Source organism: Enterovibrio norvegicus, from assembly GCF_002876705.1.
In the GTDB taxonomy this organism is placed as follows: Bacteria; Pseudomonadota; Gammaproteobacteria; order Enterobacterales; family Vibrionaceae; genus Enterovibrio; species Enterovibrio norvegicus_B.
In genome coordinates, this window is record NZ_MDAG01000003.1 from 1 (window position 1) to 15408 (window position 15408).

At 47.3% G+C, this 15408-nt stretch carries 31 protein-coding genes; all 31 read left to right on the top strand.

The genetic code is table 11. From position 1 onward, the window contains the following. The coding region (locus tag BCT27_RS02015; RefSeq protein ID WP_479684314.1) for an EF-Tu C-terminal domain-related protein at positions 1-213 on the top strand (213 nt) is incomplete at its 5' end. A 201-nt stretch (positions 214-414) separates the two neighbouring features. Then, positions 415-606 carry a bacterioferritin-associated ferredoxin gene (locus BCT27_RS02020; protein ID WP_017009791.1) on the top strand — a complete coding sequence of 64 codons (192 nt, stop codon included), beginning with the start codon at positions 415-417 and terminating at the stop codon, positions 604-606. A gap of 83 nt (positions 607-689) precedes the next feature. Further along, on the top strand, positions 690-1169 hold the full coding sequence (gene bfr / locus BCT27_RS02025) for a bacterioferritin (protein WP_102394890.1): 480 nt from the start codon (positions 690-692) through the stop codon (positions 1167-1169). A gap of 443 nt (positions 1170-1612) precedes the next feature. Continuing rightward, positions 1613-1924: a 30S ribosomal protein S10 gene (rpsJ, locus tag BCT27_RS02030; RefSeq protein WP_005501283.1), complete on the top strand. Its 312-nt coding sequence runs from the start codon at positions 1613-1615 to the stop codon at positions 1922-1924. A 14-nt stretch (positions 1925-1938) separates the two neighbouring features. Further along, a complete protein-coding gene (rplC, locus tag BCT27_RS02035; protein WP_017009793.1) occupies positions 1939-2568 on the top strand; it encodes a 50S ribosomal protein L3 in 630 nt (209 codons plus the stop codon). Between the two features lie 16 nt (positions 2569-2584). Continuing rightward, entirely contained in the window at positions 2585-3187 is a 603-nt protein-coding gene (gene rplD / locus BCT27_RS02040; protein WP_017009794.1) for a 50S ribosomal protein L4, read from the top strand. Next, positions 3184-3486 (top strand): 50S ribosomal protein L23, encoded by a 303-nt coding sequence (gene rplW, locus BCT27_RS02045; RefSeq protein ID WP_016962013.1) that lies wholly within the window; start codon positions 3184-3186, stop codon positions 3484-3486. Before rplD ends, rplW begins: the two co-directional genes overlap by 4 nt. Before the next feature lie 18 nt (positions 3487-3504). Beyond that, positions 3505-4329: a 50S ribosomal protein L2 gene (rplB, locus tag BCT27_RS02050; RefSeq protein ID WP_017009795.1), complete on the top strand. Its 825-nt coding sequence runs from the start codon at positions 3505-3507 to the stop codon at positions 4327-4329. Positions 4330-4347: 18 nt separating this feature from the next. Next, complete coding sequence (gene rpsS, locus BCT27_RS02055; protein WP_016962015.1) at positions 4348-4626, top strand: 30S ribosomal protein S19; 279 nt, start codon at positions 4348-4350, stop codon at positions 4624-4626. 11 nt (positions 4627-4637) lie between these two features. After that, on the top strand, positions 4638-4970 hold the full coding sequence (gene rplV, locus BCT27_RS02060) for a 50S ribosomal protein L22 (protein WP_017009796.1): 333 nt from the start codon (positions 4638-4640) through the stop codon (positions 4968-4970). Positions 4971-4989: 19 nt separating this feature from the next. Next, positions 4990-5679 (top strand): 30S ribosomal protein S3, encoded by a 690-nt coding sequence (rpsC, locus tag BCT27_RS02065; RefSeq protein WP_002541419.1) that lies wholly within the window; start codon positions 4990-4992, stop codon positions 5677-5679. A gap of 11 nt (positions 5680-5690) precedes the next feature. Beyond that, the gene (gene rplP, locus BCT27_RS02070) at positions 5691-6101 is read left to right on the top strand and encodes a 50S ribosomal protein L16 (RefSeq protein WP_017009797.1); all 411 of its coding nucleotides are present in this window, start codon (positions 5691-5693) and stop codon (positions 6099-6101) included. Beyond that, positions 6101-6292: a 50S ribosomal protein L29 gene (gene rpmC / locus BCT27_RS02075; protein ID WP_017009798.1), complete on the top strand. Its 192-nt coding sequence runs from the start codon at positions 6101-6103 to the stop codon at positions 6290-6292. The genes rplP and rpmC overlap by 1 nt, the downstream gene beginning before the upstream one ends. Continuing rightward, entirely contained in the window at positions 6292-6546 is a 255-nt protein-coding gene (rpsQ, locus tag BCT27_RS02080) for a 30S ribosomal protein S17 (protein WP_017009799.1), read from the top strand. The genes rpmC and rpsQ overlap by 1 nt, the downstream gene beginning before the upstream one ends. Positions 6547-6706: 160 nt before the next feature. Continuing rightward, the gene (gene rplN / locus BCT27_RS02085; RefSeq protein WP_017009800.1) at positions 6707-7078 is read left to right on the top strand and encodes a 50S ribosomal protein L14; all 372 of its coding nucleotides are present in this window, start codon (positions 6707-6709) and stop codon (positions 7076-7078) included. 12 nt (positions 7079-7090) lie between these two features. Continuing rightward, positions 7091-7405 carry a 50S ribosomal protein L24 gene (gene rplX / locus BCT27_RS02090; RefSeq protein WP_017009801.1) on the top strand — a complete coding sequence of 105 codons (315 nt, stop codon included), beginning with the start codon at positions 7091-7093 and terminating at the stop codon, positions 7403-7405. A 15-nt stretch (positions 7406-7420) separates the two neighbouring features. Further along, a complete protein-coding gene (gene rplE, locus BCT27_RS02095) occupies positions 7421-7960 on the top strand; it encodes a 50S ribosomal protein L5 (RefSeq protein WP_017009802.1) in 540 nt (179 codons plus the stop codon). 17 nt (positions 7961-7977) lie between these two features. Beyond that, positions 7978-8283: a 30S ribosomal protein S14 gene (rpsN, locus tag BCT27_RS02100; protein WP_017009803.1), complete on the top strand. Its 306-nt coding sequence runs from the start codon at positions 7978-7980 to the stop codon at positions 8281-8283. 23 nt (positions 8284-8306) lie between these two features. Continuing rightward, positions 8307-8699, top strand: coding sequence for a 30S ribosomal protein S8 (gene rpsH / locus BCT27_RS02105; RefSeq protein WP_017009804.1), 393 nt, complete (start codon positions 8307-8309; stop codon positions 8697-8699). 10 nt (positions 8700-8709) lie between these two features. Further along, the gene (rplF, locus tag BCT27_RS02110; protein ID WP_017009805.1) at positions 8710-9243 is read left to right on the top strand and encodes a 50S ribosomal protein L6; all 534 of its coding nucleotides are present in this window, start codon (positions 8710-8712) and stop codon (positions 9241-9243) included. Between the two features lie 9 nt (positions 9244-9252). After that, positions 9253-9606, top strand: a complete 354-nt coding sequence (gene rplR, locus BCT27_RS02115) for a 50S ribosomal protein L18 (protein ID WP_017009806.1) — start codon at positions 9253-9255, stop codon at positions 9604-9606. A gap of 13 nt (positions 9607-9619) precedes the next feature. Then, the gene (gene rpsE, locus BCT27_RS02120) at positions 9620-10117 is read left to right on the top strand and encodes a 30S ribosomal protein S5 (protein WP_102318974.1); all 498 of its coding nucleotides are present in this window, start codon (positions 9620-9622) and stop codon (positions 10115-10117) included. 5 nt (positions 10118-10122) lie between these two features. After that, positions 10123-10302 carry a 50S ribosomal protein L30 gene (gene rpmD, locus BCT27_RS02125; protein WP_074928855.1) on the top strand — a complete coding sequence of 60 codons (180 nt, stop codon included), beginning with the start codon at positions 10123-10125 and terminating at the stop codon, positions 10300-10302. A 4-nt stretch (positions 10303-10306) separates the two neighbouring features. Continuing rightward, positions 10307-10741, top strand: a complete 435-nt coding sequence (gene rplO / locus BCT27_RS02130) for a 50S ribosomal protein L15 (RefSeq protein WP_002541432.1) — start codon at positions 10307-10309, stop codon at positions 10739-10741. Between the two features lie 22 nt (positions 10742-10763). Beyond that, positions 10764-12089, top strand: a complete 1326-nt coding sequence (gene secY, locus BCT27_RS02135) for a preprotein translocase subunit SecY (protein ID WP_017009808.1) — start codon at positions 10764-10766, stop codon at positions 12087-12089. 26 nt (positions 12090-12115) lie between these two features. Further along, complete coding sequence (gene rpmJ / locus BCT27_RS02140; protein ID WP_000868186.1) at positions 12116-12229, top strand: 50S ribosomal protein L36; 114 nt, start codon at positions 12116-12118, stop codon at positions 12227-12229. Positions 12230-12375: 146 nt separating this feature from the next. Beyond that, positions 12376-12732, top strand: a complete 357-nt coding sequence (gene rpsM, locus BCT27_RS02145; RefSeq protein WP_017009809.1) for a 30S ribosomal protein S13 — start codon at positions 12376-12378, stop codon at positions 12730-12732. Between the two features lie 15 nt (positions 12733-12747). Beyond that, a complete protein-coding gene (gene rpsK / locus BCT27_RS02150; RefSeq protein ID WP_002541534.1) occupies positions 12748-13137 on the top strand; it encodes a 30S ribosomal protein S11 in 390 nt (129 codons plus the stop codon). Between the two features lie 30 nt (positions 13138-13167). After that, positions 13168-13788: a 30S ribosomal protein S4 gene (gene rpsD, locus BCT27_RS02155; protein ID WP_017009810.1), complete on the top strand. Its 621-nt coding sequence runs from the start codon at positions 13168-13170 to the stop codon at positions 13786-13788. 23 nt (positions 13789-13811) lie between these two features. Next, positions 13812-14801, top strand: a complete 990-nt coding sequence (locus BCT27_RS02160) for a DNA-directed RNA polymerase subunit alpha (protein ID WP_002541536.1) — start codon at positions 13812-13814, stop codon at positions 14799-14801. Positions 14802-14836: 35 nt separating this feature from the next. Beyond that, positions 14837-15223: a 50S ribosomal protein L17 gene (gene rplQ / locus BCT27_RS02165; RefSeq protein ID WP_017009811.1), complete on the top strand. Its 387-nt coding sequence runs from the start codon at positions 14837-14839 to the stop codon at positions 15221-15223. The last annotated feature ends 185 nt before the right edge of the window (positions 15224-15408 follow it).

Genomic DNA, 15408 nt, shown 5'->3' on the forward strand with positions numbered 1-15408 from the left:
AAAGGCTACCGTCCACAGTTCTACTTCCGTACAACTGACGTGACCGGTACTATCGAATTGCCAGAAGGCGTTGAGATGGTAATGCCTGGTGATAACATTTCTATGACTGTTACTCTAATCGCGCCAATCGCGATGGACGAAGGTCTACGTTTTGCTATCCGTGAAGGTGGCCGTACTGTAGGTGCGGGTGTTGTTGCTAAGATCGTTGCTTAATTTTAAGCTTCGATAGCACAATGCTAAAAAAAGGACGCTTCGGCGTCCTTTTTTAATGCCTATTTTTCAACAAGTAATATTGATGGCTAAGGAAACAACGGTTTTCCTGTTACTAAATGCCCTGTTCAATCGATAAATACAATTTGTAATGTGAACCATTCTCGTTTACATTCTCATAGTCGTTTATTGAGAGAGTTGTTCATGTACGTTTGTTTATGCCACGGGATATCAGATAAGAAAATAAAGAAACTTGCTTTCGAGCAGGGGATCACTGATATCCAAGGTATTCGCCGTATTACACCGTTGGGCTCTCAATGTGGAAAGTGCATTCGCCCAGCAAAAGAACTACTCAATGAAATCTCTACCATAGCGATGTTTAAGCAGGCGAGCTAGAAAAGGCTTCCTGTCCCAATTGCGCGATTGACAGTGCCTGAATCAGTTCTACATTTAGTAGATGCTGAACAGGAGCACGCGTGATGAAATCCGACCCTAAAATCATCCAACACCTCAATAAAGCCCTTGGCAACGAATTGATTGCCATCAACCAATACTTCCTTCATGCCCGAATGTACAAAGACTGGGGATTAAAAGTACTCGCGGATAAAGAGTACGAAGAGTCCATTGATGAAATGAAGCATGCGGACGATCTCATCGAGCGGATTCTTTTCCTCGAAGGTATCCCAAACTTACAAGATCTGGGCAAGCTACGCATTGGTGAAGACACGAAGGAAATACTTCAATGCGATTTAGCGCTAGAGATGGATGCTATTCCTGATTTGAGAGATGCCATCGAATATGCTGAAAGTGTAAGAGACTACGTGTCTCGTGACTTGTTCAACCATATTCTAGAAGATGAAGAAGAGCATGTAGATTGGCTGGAAACTCAGTTGGGTCTTATTGATAAAGTCGGCATCCAAAATTATAACCAGGCACAAATGATCGAAGCTGAAGACTGATAGTTTAAAGAAACGGCCCTCAATACAAAATTATGTAGAGGGCTTTTTCGTACCACCTTCCTTTCTTATTCATCGTTGAAGCAAACACTTACCGCGCACACAATTTCCCGCCTATAACCTCTGTATTTCGTTCTCCTGACTATTTTTTGGACATGGCTTGCAAACGTATTTGTGATCTGTATAATGCCCGCACTGCCTGAGACAACATGTCTTTGTTAGTGCAGTTGTGAACCAATGAGCTCAGGAGGAAGACTGGTCGCTGTAGGCATTGCCTGATTAGTCTGTAATGTATACTCCGCTTATGTTCGCAGTCATGATAAATGGCTGACAATGTGTCGGAATTCGACACTACGGTTTCACATAAATCAATCGGCATTCCCTCGTCTTGACGCGGTAGAGTGGCGATATTGTTTGTGTAATTTTTTTATTTGGAGCTCTGTCTAATGCAGAACCAACGTATCCGTATCCGCCTGAAGGCTTTCGATCATCGTTTGATCGATCAGTCTACTGCGGAAATCGTTGAAACCGCCAAGCGCACTGGTGCGCAGGTACGTGGTCCAATCCCACTACCAACTCGTAAAGAGCGCTTCACCGTTCTTATTTCTCCGCACGTTAATAAAGATGCACGTGACCAGTACGAAATTCGTACCCACAAGCGTCTGATCGACATCGTTGAGCCAACAGATAAAACTGTTGACGCACTGATGCGTCTTGACCTTGCTGCGGGCGTTGATGTTCAAATCAGCCTAGGTTAAGAGGGGAATTAAGAATGATTGGTCTAGTCGGTCGTAAAGTGGGCATGACTCGCATCTTCACAGAAGAAGGCGTTTCAATCCCAGTAACCGTTGTAGAAGTAGAAACTAACCGTGTAACTCAGGTACGTACTCCTGAAGTAGATGGTTACTCTGCAATCCAAGTAACTTCAGGCGCTAAGAAAGCAAGCCGCGTAACTAAGCCAGAAGCTGGTCACTTTGCGAAAGCAGGTGTAGAAGCTGGTCGTGGTCTGTGGGAATTCCGCTTGGATAGTGGTGAAGAGTTCGAAGTTGGCGCTGAGCTAAACGTAGATCTGTTCGCAGAAATCAAGAAAGTAGACGTTACTGGTACATCTAAAGGTAAAGGCTTCCAAGGCGCTGTTAAGCGTTGGAACTTCCGCACCCAAGATATGACCCATGGTAACTCTTTGTCTCACCGTGCTCCGGGTTCAATTGGCCAATGTCAAACCCCAGGTCGTGTATTCAAAGGCAAAAAAATGGCAGGTCACATGGGTGCTGAGCAGGTAACTACTCAAAACCTAGAGATCGTACGTGTTGACGCTGAGCGCAATCTGCTTCTTATTAAAGGTGCAGTACCAGGTGCTACAGGTGGCAATGTGATCGTTAAACCAGCCGTTAAAGCGTAACGTCGAGGAGTTAGTAATGGAATTGGTAGTCAAAGGCGCTGATGCGCTAACTGTCTCCGAAACTACCTTCGGGCGTGATTTCAACGAAGCCCTGGTACACCAGGTAGTCGTTGCATACGCAGCCGGTGCCCGTCAGGGTACCCGCGCTCAGAAAACCCGTTCAGATGTACGCGGTGGTGGTGCTAAGCCATGGCGTCAGAAGGGTACTGGTCGCGCCCGTGCAGGTACAATCCGTAGCCCAATTTGGCGCTCGGGTGGTGTAACTTTCGCAGCTCGTCCTCAGGACCACAGCCAGAAAGTTAACAAGAAAATGTACCGCGGTGCTCTTAAGAGCATCCTGTCTGAGCTAGTTCGTCAAGATCGTTTGATCGTTGTTGACAACTTCTCAGTAGAAGCTCCAAAGACAAAAGAGCTGATCGTTAAGCTGAAAGAGCTTGAATTGACTGAAGCTCTGATCGTAACTGCAGAAGTTGATGAAAATCTGTTCCTTGCGGCACGCAACTTGTACAAAGTTGACGTACGTGATGCAGCAGGCATCGACCCAGTTAGCCTGATCGCTTTCGACAAAGTAGTTATGACTGCAGCTGCAGTTAAACAAGTTGAGGAGATGCTGGGATGATCACTGAAGAGCGTATTCTTAAAGTTCTACGTGCTCCGCACATCTCTGAAAAAGCAACCATGGCTGCTGAAAACGGTAACACTATCGTTTTCAAAGTAGCGATGACTGCAACTAAGAAAGAGATCAAAGCGGCAGTTGAAAAACTGTTCGAAGTTGAAGTTAAGTCTGTAAATACTCTTATCACTAAGGGTAAGACCAAACGTCAAGGTGCTCGCCAAGGTCGTCGTTCAGACGTCAAGAAAGCGTACGTCATCTTGAAAGAAGGTCAAGACATCGACTTCGCTGGCGGCGCTGAGTAAGACGGAGGAGTATAAAAAATGGCAATTGTTAAATGTAAGCCTACTTCACCGGGTCGTCGTCACGTCGTTAAAGTTGTTAACGCTGACCTGTACAAGGGTAAGCCTTACGCACCACTGCTAGAGAAAAACTCTAAATCTGGTGGTCGTAACAACAACGGTCGTATCACAGTACGTCACATCGGTGGTGGTCATAAGCAACACTACCGTGTAATTGACTTTAAACGTACTAAAGACGGTATCCCAGCGAAAGTTGAGCGTCTTGAATACGATCCAAACCGTAGCGCGAACATTGCATTAGTATTGTACGCAGACGGTGAACGTCGTTACATCATTGCACCTAAAGGCCTGAAAGCTGGTGACCAGATTCAATCTGGCGCAGATGCTGCGATCAAAGCGGGTAACACCCTGCCAATGCGCAACATCCCAGTAGGTTCTACTGTTCACTGTGTTGAACTTAAGCCTGGTAAAGGTGCTCAGTTGGCTCGTTCAGCTGGTGCATACGCACAAATCGTTGCTCGCGACGGCGCATACGTAACTATTCGTTTGCGTTCTGGCGAAATGCGTAAGGTTCTTTCTGAAGGTCGCGCGACCATCGGTGAAGTTGGTAACGCAGAACACATGCTGCGTGAACTGGGTAAAGCTGGTGCAACTCGTTGGAAGGGCGTTCGTCCTACCGTACGTGGTGTAGCAATGAACCCAGTGGATCACCCACACGGTGGTGGTGAAGGTCGCACATCTGGCGGTCGTCACCCTGTATCACCTTGGGGTATGCCAACTAAGGGCTTCAAGACCCGTAAGAACAAACGTACCGACAAGTACATCGTACGTCGTCGTAACAAGTAATTTTAAAGAGGATACGCCATGCCACGTTCTCTCAAGAAAGGTCCATTTATTGACCTGCACTTGCTGAAGAAGGTAGAGAAAGCGTTGGAAAGCGGTGACAAAAAGCCTGTTAAGACTTGGTCCCGTCGTTCAATGATCATCCCTCAGATGATCGGTTTGACCATCGCTGTCCATAATGGTCGTCAGCATGTACCTGTTTTCGTCACTGAAGAGATGATCGGTCACAAGCTGGGCGAGTTTGCACCAACACGTACTTATCGCGGCCATGCTGCAGATAAGAAAGCTAAGAAGCGTTAAGGGGTTAAGAAATGGAAGCTATTGCTAAACATCGCTTTGCTCGTATCTCGCCTCAGAAAGCACGTTTGGTTGCAGATCAAGTGCGCGGTAAAAACGTTGCACAAGCACTAGAAATTCTAACTTTCAGCAACAAAAAAGCTGCTGATCTTGTGAAGAAGGTTCTGGAATCTGCTATCGCAAACGCCGAGCATAACGAAGGTGCTGATATCGACGATCTAAACGTCGCTAAAATCTTCGTTGACGAAGGTCCTGTCATGAAGCGCATTATGCCTCGTGCAAAAGGCCGTGCCGATCGCATCTTGAAGCGTTCTAGCCACATCACAATTGTTGTAGCAGACCGCTAAGAGAGTAGGAGAGAAAGCAATGGGTCAAAAAGTACATCCTAATGGTATTCGTCTTGGCATCTGTAAGCCTTGGAATTCCACCTGGTTTGCTAACAGCCAAGATTTCGCTGACAATCTAGACGGCGACTTCAAGGTGCGTCAGTTCCTTACTAAAGAACTGTCTAAAGCGTCTGTATCTCGCATCGTTATCGAGCGTCCAGCGAAGAGCATCCGTGTGACTATTCACACTGCTCGTCCAGGTGTTGTTATCGGTAAGAAAGGCGAAGACGTAGAAAAACTACGCGCTCGCGTTGCTCAACTAGCCGGTGTACCTGCGCAAATCAACATCGCAGAAGTACGCAAGCCAGAGCTTGATGCTCAATTGGTTGGTGATAGCATCGCTTCTCAGCTAGAGCGTCGTGTTATGTTCCGTCGTGCTATGAAGCGCGCGGTACAAAACGCAATGCGTCTTGGTGCCAAGGGTATCAAAGTGGAAGTAAGTGGTCGTCTAGGCGGCGCTGAAATCGCTCGTACCGAATGGTACCGTGAAGGTCGTGTGCCACTGCACACCCTTCGTGCTGATATTGATTACGCAACTTCTTCGGCTCACACCACTTACGGTGTAATTGGTATTAAAGTTTGGATCTTCAAAGGTGAAGTTCTAGGCGGTATGCCAGTTGCAGAGCCACAGGCTGACAAGCCTAAGAAGCAGCGTAAAGGCCGTAAGTAAGGAGTCTATCGATGCTTCAACCAAAACGTACTAAGTTCCGCAAGGCTTTTAAAGGTCGTAACCGCGGTCTTGCTTCAGGTACTGACGTAAGCTTCGGTTCCTTCGGCCTTAAGGCTGTTGGTCGTGGTCGCCTTACTGCGCGTCAGATCGAAGCTGCACGTCGTGCAATGACTCGTCACATTAAGCGTCAGGGTCAAATCTGGATCCGTGTCTTCCCAGACAAGCCGATCACTACTAAACCTCTGGAAGTTCGTCAGGGTAAAGGTAAGGGTTCTGTGAGCTACTGGGTTGCACAAATCCAACCAGGTAAAGTCCTGTACGAGATGGATGGTGTTTCTGAAACCCTAGCTCGCGAAGCATTCGAGCTAGCTTCACGTAAACTACCAATCAAAACCACTTTCGTAAATAAGGCGGTGATGTGATGAAAGCACAAGAACTTCGCGAAAAGAGCGTAGAGCAGCTTAATGAAGAGCTGTTGGGTTTGTTGCGTGAGCAATTCAGCCTGCGTATGCAAGCTGCAACTGGTCAACTTCAGCAAACTCACACTCTGAAGACTGTTCGTCGTGATATCGCACGTGTTAAAACCGTTCTGAACCAGAAGGGCAACGCATAATGAGCGACCAAACCCGTACTCAACAAGGCCGTGTAGTAAGCGACAAAGGCGATAAATCTATCGTTGTTGCTATCGAACGCCAGGTGAAACACCCGATCTACGGTAAGTTCATCAAGCGTACAACTAAGCTGCACGTTCATGACGAAAACAACGAATGCGCCCAAGGCGATACCGTTGAAGTTCGTGAGTGCCGTCCATTGTCTAAGACTAAGTCTTGGACTCTGGTACGCGTAGTTGAGAAAGCTCGCCTGTAAGGCAAACTTTCCAACGGTTAAAAATAAAACGGCTCCATTTGCGGAGCCGTTTATTTTTTATCTATTCATCTTAAAAAAATAGTGTTATTATTCGCCGCCCTTGTAAAGAGGCAGCCCGACCCGTGATGGGTCTAGATGTAATAACAGCGGAGCACTAACCATGATCCAAATGCAAAGTATGCTGGATGCAGCCGATAACTCCGGCGCTAAAAGCGTAATGTGTATTAAGGTGCTGGGTGGTTCACACCGTCGCTACGCCCATATCGGCGATGTCATCAAAGTTACCGTGAAGGATGCAATCCCACGCGGTAAAGTTAAAAAAGGTGATGTTCTGAAGGCGGTTGTAGTTCGCACCCGTAAAGGCGTTCGTCGTCCAGACGGCTCTGTCATTCGCTTCGACCGTAATGCTTGCGTCTTGTTGAATAACACGACAGAAGCACTTATCGGTACTCGTATTTTTGGCCCTGTGACACGTGAGCTTCGTGGCGATAAGTTCATGAAGATTGTGTCCCTAGCGCCTGAAGTTCTGTAAGGAGCGATTAAAATGGCAGCTAAAATCCGTCGTGAAGACGAAGTTATCGTTCTTACCGGTAAAGACAAAGGTAAGAAAGGTAAAGTATCGAAGGTTCTGACTACTGGTAAAGTTATCGTTGAAGGTATCAACCTAGTTAAGAAACACCAAAAGCCTGTACCGGCTCTTGGCCAACAAGGTGGCATTATTGAAAAAGAAGCCGCAGTTGACGTTTCTAACGTTGCTATCTACAACGCAGCAACTGGTAAAGCAGACCGTGTAGGCTTCCGATTTGAAGACGGCAAAAAAGTTCGTTTCTTCAAGTCGAATGGCGAAACTATTAAGTAAGTTTGGAGTAGTACTATGGCGAAACTGCATGATTACTACAAAGAGACTGTTGTAAAAGAACTTTCTGAAAAGTTTGAATACAAGAGTATCATGCAAGTCCCAAGGATCGAAAAGATCACCCTGAACATGGGTGTGGGCGAAGCAATCAACGATAAGAAACTGCTTGAGAACGCAGCTTCAGATATGACCACGATTACTGGTCAGAAGCCGCTTATCACTAAAGCACGTAAATCTGTCGCTGGCTTCAAGATCCGTGAGGGCTACCCGATTGGCTGTAAAGTAACCCTACGTGGCGAGCGTATGTGGGATTTCTTTGAGCGTTTGATTTCAATCGCTTTACCACGTGTGCGTGACTTCCGTGGCGTAAGTTCGAAATCTTTCGACGGTCGCGGTAACTACAGCATGGGCGTTCGTGAGCAAATCATCTTCCCAGAGATCGACTACGACAAAGTAGATCGTATCCGTGGTCTTGATATTACTATCACGACTTCTGCGGCGACTGATGAGGAAGGTCAAGCTCTGCTGGCTGCCTTTAACTTCCCATTCCGTAAGTAAGGTGAAGGGTTACTGTAATGGCTAAGCAATCAATGAAAGCGCGCGAAGCAAAACGCGCGAAGCTTGTAGTTAAGTTCGCTGAAAAGCGCGCTGTACTTAAAGCGACAATCAAAAATGTAAACACGTCTGAAGAAGATCGTTGGGACGCAGTCCTGAAGCTCCAATCTTTACCGCGTGATTCATCCACGTCTCGTAAGCGTAACCGCTGTAACCAGACTGGTCGTCCACATGGCTACCTACGTAAATTCGGCCTTAGCCGAATCAAGGTCCGTGAAGCTTGCATGAAAGGCGAGATTCCGGGTCTGCGTAAGGCGAGCTGGTAATTGAATCTCGGGAGTAAAGACTTATGAGCATGCAAGATCCGATTTCGGATATGCTGACCCGCCTTCGCAACGGTCAGGCAGCAGCTAAAGTTGCTGTAAAAATGCCTTCGTCAAAGCTGAAAGTAGCGATTGCTGAGCTGCTTAAAGTTGAAGGTTATGTGGCTGACTACGCTGTAACAAGCGATGTTAAGCCAGAGCTAGAAGTGACTCTAAAGTACTTCGAAGCTAAACCAGTTATTGAGCAAATCCAACGTGTTAGCCGTCCAGGTCTGCGCATCTATAAGAAAAAAGATGAGCTGCCTTCTGTAATGGCTGGTCTGGGTATTGCTGTAGTATCAACTTCTAAAGGTTTGATGACCGACCGTGCAGCTCGCAAAGCGGGTCTGGGCGGCGAAATCATCTGCTACGTAGCGTAAGGAGTAGGAAATGTCTCGTGTTGCAAAAGCACCCGTAGTAATTCCTGCCGGCGTAGAGGTGAAACTTAACGGTCAGGAAATCACTGTTAAGGGTAGCAAAGGCGAATTGAGCCGAGTTATCAATGATGCAGTGGTATTAAGCCAAGAAGACAACGCTGTGAAGTTTGCACCGCGCGAAGGTATTGTGAAGGCTAACGCCCAAGCTGGTACCGCACGTGCGCTAGTAAACAACATGGTTGTTGGTGTTACTGAAGGCTTTACCAAGAAACTAATGCTGAAAGGTGTTGGTTATCGTGCAGCCATTAAGGGTAATGCAGTCGCTCTGACTTTGGGCTTCTCACACCCTGTTGAGCACGAATTGCCTGCAGGCGTTAAAGCAGAATGCCCAAGCCAAACTGAGATTGTCCTTACTGGTATGGACAAGCAACAAGTTGGTCAAGTTGCTGCTGACATCCGCGCATACCGTCAGCCTGAGCCTTACAAAGGTAAAGGTGTTCGTTACGCTGACGAAGTTGTGCGTACTAAAGAAGCTAAGAAGAAGTAAGGTAACACTATGGATAAGAAAATTGCTCGTATCCGTCGTGCGACCCGAGCGCGTCGCAAGATTGCTGAACTGGGTGCGACTCGCCTGGTAGTACACCGTACTCCACGTCACGTGTATGCACAGGTTATCGCTGCAAACGGCTCCGAGGTTATCGCTGCCGCTTCTACTTTAGAAAAAGCGATCCGTGAGCAACTTAAAGGCACCGGTAATAAAGACGCTGCTTCAGCTGTAGGTAAAGCTATCGCTGAACGTGCGCTGGAAAAAGGCATCGAAACTGTTGCTTTTGACCGCTCCGGTTTCCAATACCACGGCCGCGTGGCTGCACTGGCAGATGCTGCCCGTGAAGCTGGTCTGAAATTCTAAGGTAGGCGGAAAGATGGCTAACGAAAAACAACAAAGTGATTTGCATGAGAAGCTGATTGCTGTTAACCGTGTTTCAAAGACGGTTAAAGGTGGTCGCATCTTTAGCTTCACCGCTCTTACTGTAGTTGGTGATGGCAATGGTCGCGTAGGTTTCGGTTACGGCAAAGCCCGTGAAGTACCTGCCGCTATTCAAAAATCAATGGAAAAAGCGCGTCGTAACATGGTTACTATCGCGTTGAACGACGGTACTCTTCACCACGCTGTTAAAGGTCGCCACACTGGTTCTAAAGTGTACATGCAACCTGCTTCAGAAGGTACGGGTATCATCGCAGGTGGTGCGATGCGTGCTGTTCTAGAAGTTGCGGGTGTTCGCAACGTTCTGGCGAAGGCATACGGTTCTACTAACCCAATCAACATCGTTCGTGCAACGATCCTTGGTTTGGATGGTATGAAGTCTCCAGAAATGGTAGCTGCTAAACGTGGCTTGCCTGTAAACGAAATTCTGGGGTAATCGACATGGCTAATACTATTAAAGTAACTCAGACTCGTAGCTCTATCGGCCGATTGCCGAAGCATAAAGCTACACTGCGTGGCTTAGGCCTTCGTCGCATCAACCACACTGTTGAACTAGAAGATACTGCTTGCGTACGCGGCATGATCAACGCAGTTCACTACATGGTTAAAGTGGAGGAGTAATCGCATGCGTTTGAATACTCTATCTCCGGCCGCTGGTTCTAAGCCTTCTAAGAAGCGCGTAGGCCGTGGTATCGGTTCAGGCCTGGGCAAAACTGGTGGCCGCGGTCACAAAGGTCAGAAATCACGTTCAGGTGGTTCTGTACGCCCAGGTTTCGAAGGCGGTCAAATGCCTTTGAAACAACGTCTGCCAAAATTTGGTTTTACTTCTCGCAAGAGCCTAACTGCTGCAGAAGTTCGTCTAAGCGAACTAGCAAAAGTTGAAGGTGACGTAGTGAGCCTTGAAACTCTGAAAGCGGCTAACGTGATCACTAAAGACATTCGTACAGCGAAAATTGTACTGTCTGGTGAAATCGCGCGTTCAGTAACAGTTAAAGGTCTTCGCGTTACCAAAGGTGCTCAAGCTGCTATTGAAGCTGCTGGCGGTAAAATCGAGGAATAATTAGCTCGAGGACGAGGTACAGATGGCAAAACAACCAGGACAAAATTTTAACAGTGCAAAAGGTGGACTTGCGGAACTAAAAAGCCGTCTACTCTTTGTGGTAGGTGCGTTATTAGTATTCCGTGCCGGTTCTTTTGTGCCGATTCCTGGTATTGACGCTGCTGTACTTGCCGATCTGTTCGAACAGCAAAAAGGCACCATCATTGAGATGTTTAACATGTTCTCTGGTGGTGCGCTCGAGCGTGCTTCTATTCTAGCGTTGGGTATCATGCCGTATATTTCGGCATCGATCGTTGTCCAACTCTTGACCGTAGTACACCCAGCCTTGGCTGAGTTGAAAAAAGAAGGGGAGTCTGGTCGTCGTAAGATTAGCCAGTACACCCGCTACGGCACGCTCGTTCTTGCAACCTTCCAAGCAATTGGTATTGCTACAGGGTTGCCGAGTATGATTCCTGGCCTGGTCGAAAACCCAGGGTTTGGATTCTACTTTACTGCTGTTGTGAGTTTGGTTACCGGCACCATGTTTTTGATGTGGTTAGGTGAGCAAATCACTGAGCGCGGAATCGGCAACGGTATTTCCCTGATTATCTTCTCGGGTATCGTTGCAGGATTGCCATCAGCTATCGGACAGACAGCGGAGCAAGCACGTCAAGGTGAATTGCACGTGCTTCTTCTTCTGTTGATTGCGGTAATTGCATTTGCTGTTATTGCGTTTGTGGTGTTCATGGAACGTGGTCAACGTCGTATCGTCGTTAACTACGCCAAGCGTCAACAAGGCCGTCGTGTCTTCGCAGCGCAGAGCACTCACTTGCCATTGAAAATTAATATGGCGGGCGTAATTCCAGCGATTTTTGCATCAAGTATTATCCTGTTCCCAGGCACTCTGGCCCAATGGTTTGGTCAAAGTGAACAGTTTAGTTGGCTAGCTGACGTGTCTTTGGCACTGAGCCCTGGTCAACCTCTGTATGTAATCCTTTATGCAGCGGCGATTATCTTCTTCTGTTTCTTTTACACGGCGTTGGTTTTCAACCCGCGTGAGACGGCAGACAATCTGAAGAAGTCTGGTGCATTCGTACCTGGTATTCGCCCGGGCGAGCAGACTGCAAAATACATTGATAAAGTAATGACTCGACTAACCCTTGCGGGTGCGTTGTATATCACCTTTATCTGTCTGATCCCCGAGTTCATGATGATTGCTTGGAATGTACGCTTCTATTTTGGCGGAACTTCCCTACTTATCGTAGTCGTAGTAATCATGGACTTTATGGCTCAAGTTCAGACACATCTGATGTCTCAACAATATGAGTCCGTATTGAAGAAAGCCAATCTGAAAGGCTACGGCCGCTAACAGATTGACATCTACGGAGTTTAGCAATGAAAGTTCGTGCTTCCGTTAAGAAAATCTGCCGTAACTGTAAAGTGATCAAGCGTAACGGTGTCGTTCGTGTGATCTGCAGTGAGCCAAAGCATAAACAACGCCAAGGCTAATAGCAGAATATTTTTCTTGCAAAATTTAGGCAGGCTGGCTACATTACCAGCCCACCTTTTGTGTGTGCAAAAGAAGTGGTTTTGCCGCTGCGTATCCTACACGGGCTCTGCAGCGGTTCTTCTTGAAAAAGTACTAGGAGTGAATAGTGGCCCGTATTGCAGGCATTAACATTCCTGATCATAAGCATGCTGTAATCGCACTAACTGCGATCTACGGTATCGGTAAAACCCGCTCTCAAGCTATCCTAGCTGAGACTGGTATTACTGAAAGCACTAAGATCAGTGAGTTATCTGAAGAGCAGATCGATCTACTGCGTGATGGCGTTGCCAAATACACTGTAGAAGGTGATCTACGTCGTGAAGTTTCAATGAACATCAAGCGTCTTATGGACCTTGGCTGTTACCGCGGTTTGCGTCATCGTCGCAGCTTGCCACTACGTGGCCAGCGTACGAAGACCAACGCTCGTACCCGTAAGGGTCCGCGCAAACCGATCAAGAAATAATCGGGGTAGGTAGAAATGGCTAAACAACCAAATCGCGCACGTAAACGCGTACGCAAGCAAGTTGCTGATGGCGTAGCGCACATCCATGCGTCTTTTAACAACACAATCGTAACCATTACTGACCGTCAGGGTAATGCTCTAGCATGGGCAACTGCAGGTGGTTCTGGTTTCCGTGGTTCTCGTAAATCAACTCCGTTCGCTGCACAGGTTGCTGCTGAGCGTTGTGGTGAGATGGCTAAAGAATATGGCCTGAAGAACCTCGAAGTTATGGTTAAGGGTCCAGGTCCAGGTCGCGAATCAACTATTCGTGCTCTGAACGCGGCTGGTTTCCGCATCACTAACATTGTTGATGCGACTCCGATCCCACATAACGGTTGTCGTCCACCTAAGAAACGTCGCGTATAACGCTGTTTCTTAGAATTCTGGAGAAAGATCATGGCAAGATATTTGGGTCCTAAGCTGAAGCTTAGCCGTCGCGAAGGTACTGACTTGTTCCTAAAGTCAGGCGTACGCGCGATTGATACCAAGTGTAAAATTGATAACGCCCCAGGCGTACACGGCGCTCGTCGCGGTCGTCTGTCTGATTACGGCGTTCAGCTTCGTGAGAAGCAAAAAGTTCGTCGTACTTACGGCGTTCTTGAAAAACAATTCCGTAACTACTACAAAGAAGCTGCACGCCTGAAAGGCAACACAGGTGAAAACCTGCTGCAACTTCTAGAAGTTCGTCTAGACAACGTAGTTTACCGCATGGGCTTTGGTGCAACTCGCGCTGAATCACGTCAGTTGGTAAGCCACAAGGCGATTCTAGTAAACGGCAAAGTGGTTAACGTTCCTTCTTTCAAGGTAACGGCCAACGACGTTGTTAGCATTCGCGAGAAAGCTAAGAACCAAGCACGCATTAAAGCAGCTCTTGAAATTGCTGCTCAGCGCGAGCTGCCAACTTGGATCGAAGTAGACAGCAACAAAATGGAAGGCACTTTCAAGCGTCTACCAGAGCGTTCAGACTTGTCTGCTGACATCAACGAACACCTGATCGTCGAGCTTTACTCTAAGTAAGGCTAAACTAAAGAGAGGACACAATGCAGGGTTCTGTAACAGAATTTCTTAAGCCGCGTCTAGTTGACATCGAACAAGTAAGCTCGACGCACGCAAAAGTAACTCTTGAGCCGCTAGAGCGTGGCTTTGGTCACACACTAGGTAATGCTCTACGTCGCATCCTACTGTCATCTATGCCTGGTTGCGCGGTGACTGAAGTAGAAATTGATGGCGTGTTGCACGAGTACAGCACCAAAGAGGGTGTACAGGAAGATATCCTGGAAATCCTGCTTAACCTTAAAGGCCTAGCCGTTAAGGTAGAAGGTAAAGATGAAGTCATCCTTACCCTCAATAAGTCTGGTGCAGGCCCTGTTGTTGCAGGCGACATCACCCACGATGGTGGTGTTGAGATTGCGAACCCAGAACACGTAATCTGCCACTTAACTGACTCAAATGCTGAAATCAGCATGCGAATCAAGGTAGAACGTGGTCGCGGCTATGTACCAGCGTCAGCCCGTATTCACACTGAAGAAGACGAGCGCCCTATCGGCCGTCTGCTTGTTGATGCGACGTTCAGCCCAGTAGACCGTATTGCTTACAATGTTGAAGCAGCACGTGTTGAACAGCGTACTGACCTAGACAAGTTGGTTATCGATATGGAAACCAATGGTACGCTTGATCCTGAGGAAGCCATTCGTCGTGCAGCAACAATTCTTGCTGAACAATTGGATGCATTCGTAGATCTTCGTGATGTACGAGTTCCTGAAGAGAAAGAAGAGAAGCCAGAGTTCGATCCGATCCTACTGCGTCCTGTAGACGATCTTGAACTAACTGTTCGCTCTGCTAACTGTTTGAAAGCAGAAGCGATCCACTACATCGGTGATCTGGTACAGCGTACCGAGGTTGAGCTTCTTAAGACGCCTAACCTTGGTAAAAAGTCTTTGACTGAAATCAAAGACGTGCTGGCTTCACGTGGTTTGTCTCTGGGTATGCGCCTGGAAAACTGGCCTCCGGCATCAATCGCTGAAGATTAATCAGATACTGATTACTTAGTTAGAAGGATTAGGTCATGCGCCATCGTAAGAGTGGTCGTCAACTCAATCGCAACAGCAGTCATCGTAAAGCGATGTTCAGCAACATGGCTAGCTCACTGGTAACTCACGAAGTTATCAAAACTACTTTGCCAAAAGCAAAAGAGCTGCGTCGCGTAATTGAGCCTTTGATTACCCTAGCAAAGAACGACAGTGTTGCTAACCGTCGTCTTGCATTCGCTCGCACTCGTAACGACGAAGTTGTAGCGAAGCTGTTTAACGAACTAGGTCCACGTTTTGCCTCTCGTGCAGGCGGTTACACTCGCATTCTGAAATGCGGTGTTCGCGCAGGCGATAAAGCCCCTATGGCTTACATCGAGTTGGTAGACCGTCCTGAGCAATCTGCTGAGGAAGCTGCTGAATAAGCACGCGGAACCTATCGAGTAAAAAGCCAGGCGTAAGCCTGGCTTTTTATTTATCTATTATATATTCCAAATCCCATTCTCTTCTTATCACTATTCCCCCTCTATTCTTTGTTCCAGTTTTATCATTCATAAGTTGACTGCTATATAGAGAAAGGGCGACGCTTTTCTACATCTACATCTACATC

Coding starts and splice junctions, on each gene's coding strand:
- BCT27_RS02020 (WP_017009791.1), top strand. CDS start 415: ATGTACGTTTGTTTATGCCACGGGATATCAGATAAGAAAATAAAGAAA.
- bfr (WP_102394890.1), top strand. CDS start 690: ATGAAATCCGACCCTAAAATCATCCAACACCTCAATAAAGCCCTTGGC.
- rpsJ (WP_005501283.1), top strand. CDS start 1,613: ATGCAGAACCAACGTATCCGTATCCGCCTGAAGGCTTTCGATCATCGT.
- rplC (WP_017009793.1), top strand. CDS start 1,939: ATGATTGGTCTAGTCGGTCGTAAAGTGGGCATGACTCGCATCTTCACA.
- rplD (WP_017009794.1), top strand. CDS start 2,585: ATGGAATTGGTAGTCAAAGGCGCTGATGCGCTAACTGTCTCCGAAACT.
- rplW (WP_016962013.1), top strand. CDS start 3,184: ATGATCACTGAAGAGCGTATTCTTAAAGTTCTACGTGCTCCGCACATC.
- rplB (WP_017009795.1), top strand. CDS start 3,505: ATGGCAATTGTTAAATGTAAGCCTACTTCACCGGGTCGTCGTCACGTC.
- rpsS (WP_016962015.1), top strand. CDS start 4,348: ATGCCACGTTCTCTCAAGAAAGGTCCATTTATTGACCTGCACTTGCTG.
- rplV (WP_017009796.1), top strand. CDS start 4,638: ATGGAAGCTATTGCTAAACATCGCTTTGCTCGTATCTCGCCTCAGAAA.
- rpsC (WP_002541419.1), top strand. CDS start 4,990: ATGGGTCAAAAAGTACATCCTAATGGTATTCGTCTTGGCATCTGTAAG.
- rplP (WP_017009797.1), top strand. CDS start 5,691: ATGCTTCAACCAAAACGTACTAAGTTCCGCAAGGCTTTTAAAGGTCGT.
- rpmC (WP_017009798.1), top strand. CDS start 6,101: ATGAAAGCACAAGAACTTCGCGAAAAGAGCGTAGAGCAGCTTAATGAA.
- rpsQ (WP_017009799.1), top strand. CDS start 6,292: ATGAGCGACCAAACCCGTACTCAACAAGGCCGTGTAGTAAGCGACAAA.
- rplN (WP_017009800.1), top strand. CDS start 6,707: ATGATCCAAATGCAAAGTATGCTGGATGCAGCCGATAACTCCGGCGCT.
- rplX (WP_017009801.1), top strand. CDS start 7,091: ATGGCAGCTAAAATCCGTCGTGAAGACGAAGTTATCGTTCTTACCGGT.
- rplE (WP_017009802.1), top strand. CDS start 7,421: ATGGCGAAACTGCATGATTACTACAAAGAGACTGTTGTAAAAGAACTT.
- rpsN (WP_017009803.1), top strand. CDS start 7,978: ATGGCTAAGCAATCAATGAAAGCGCGCGAAGCAAAACGCGCGAAGCTT.
- rpsH (WP_017009804.1), top strand. CDS start 8,307: ATGAGCATGCAAGATCCGATTTCGGATATGCTGACCCGCCTTCGCAAC.
- rplF (WP_017009805.1), top strand. CDS start 8,710: ATGTCTCGTGTTGCAAAAGCACCCGTAGTAATTCCTGCCGGCGTAGAG.
- rplR (WP_017009806.1), top strand. CDS start 9,253: ATGGATAAGAAAATTGCTCGTATCCGTCGTGCGACCCGAGCGCGTCGC.
- rpsE (WP_102318974.1), top strand. CDS start 9,620: ATGGCTAACGAAAAACAACAAAGTGATTTGCATGAGAAGCTGATTGCT.
- rpmD (WP_074928855.1), top strand. CDS start 10,123: ATGGCTAATACTATTAAAGTAACTCAGACTCGTAGCTCTATCGGCCGA.
- rplO (WP_002541432.1), top strand. CDS start 10,307: ATGCGTTTGAATACTCTATCTCCGGCCGCTGGTTCTAAGCCTTCTAAG.
- secY (WP_017009808.1), top strand. CDS start 10,764: ATGGCAAAACAACCAGGACAAAATTTTAACAGTGCAAAAGGTGGACTT.
- rpmJ (WP_000868186.1), top strand. CDS start 12,116: ATGAAAGTTCGTGCTTCCGTTAAGAAAATCTGCCGTAACTGTAAAGTG.
- rpsK (WP_002541534.1), top strand. CDS start 12,748: ATGGCTAAACAACCAAATCGCGCACGTAAACGCGTACGCAAGCAAGTT.
- rpsD (WP_017009810.1), top strand. CDS start 13,168: ATGGCAAGATATTTGGGTCCTAAGCTGAAGCTTAGCCGTCGCGAAGGT.
- BCT27_RS02160 (WP_002541536.1), top strand. CDS start 13,812: ATGCAGGGTTCTGTAACAGAATTTCTTAAGCCGCGTCTAGTTGACATC.
- rplQ (WP_017009811.1), top strand. CDS start 14,837: ATGCGCCATCGTAAGAGTGGTCGTCAACTCAATCGCAACAGCAGTCAT.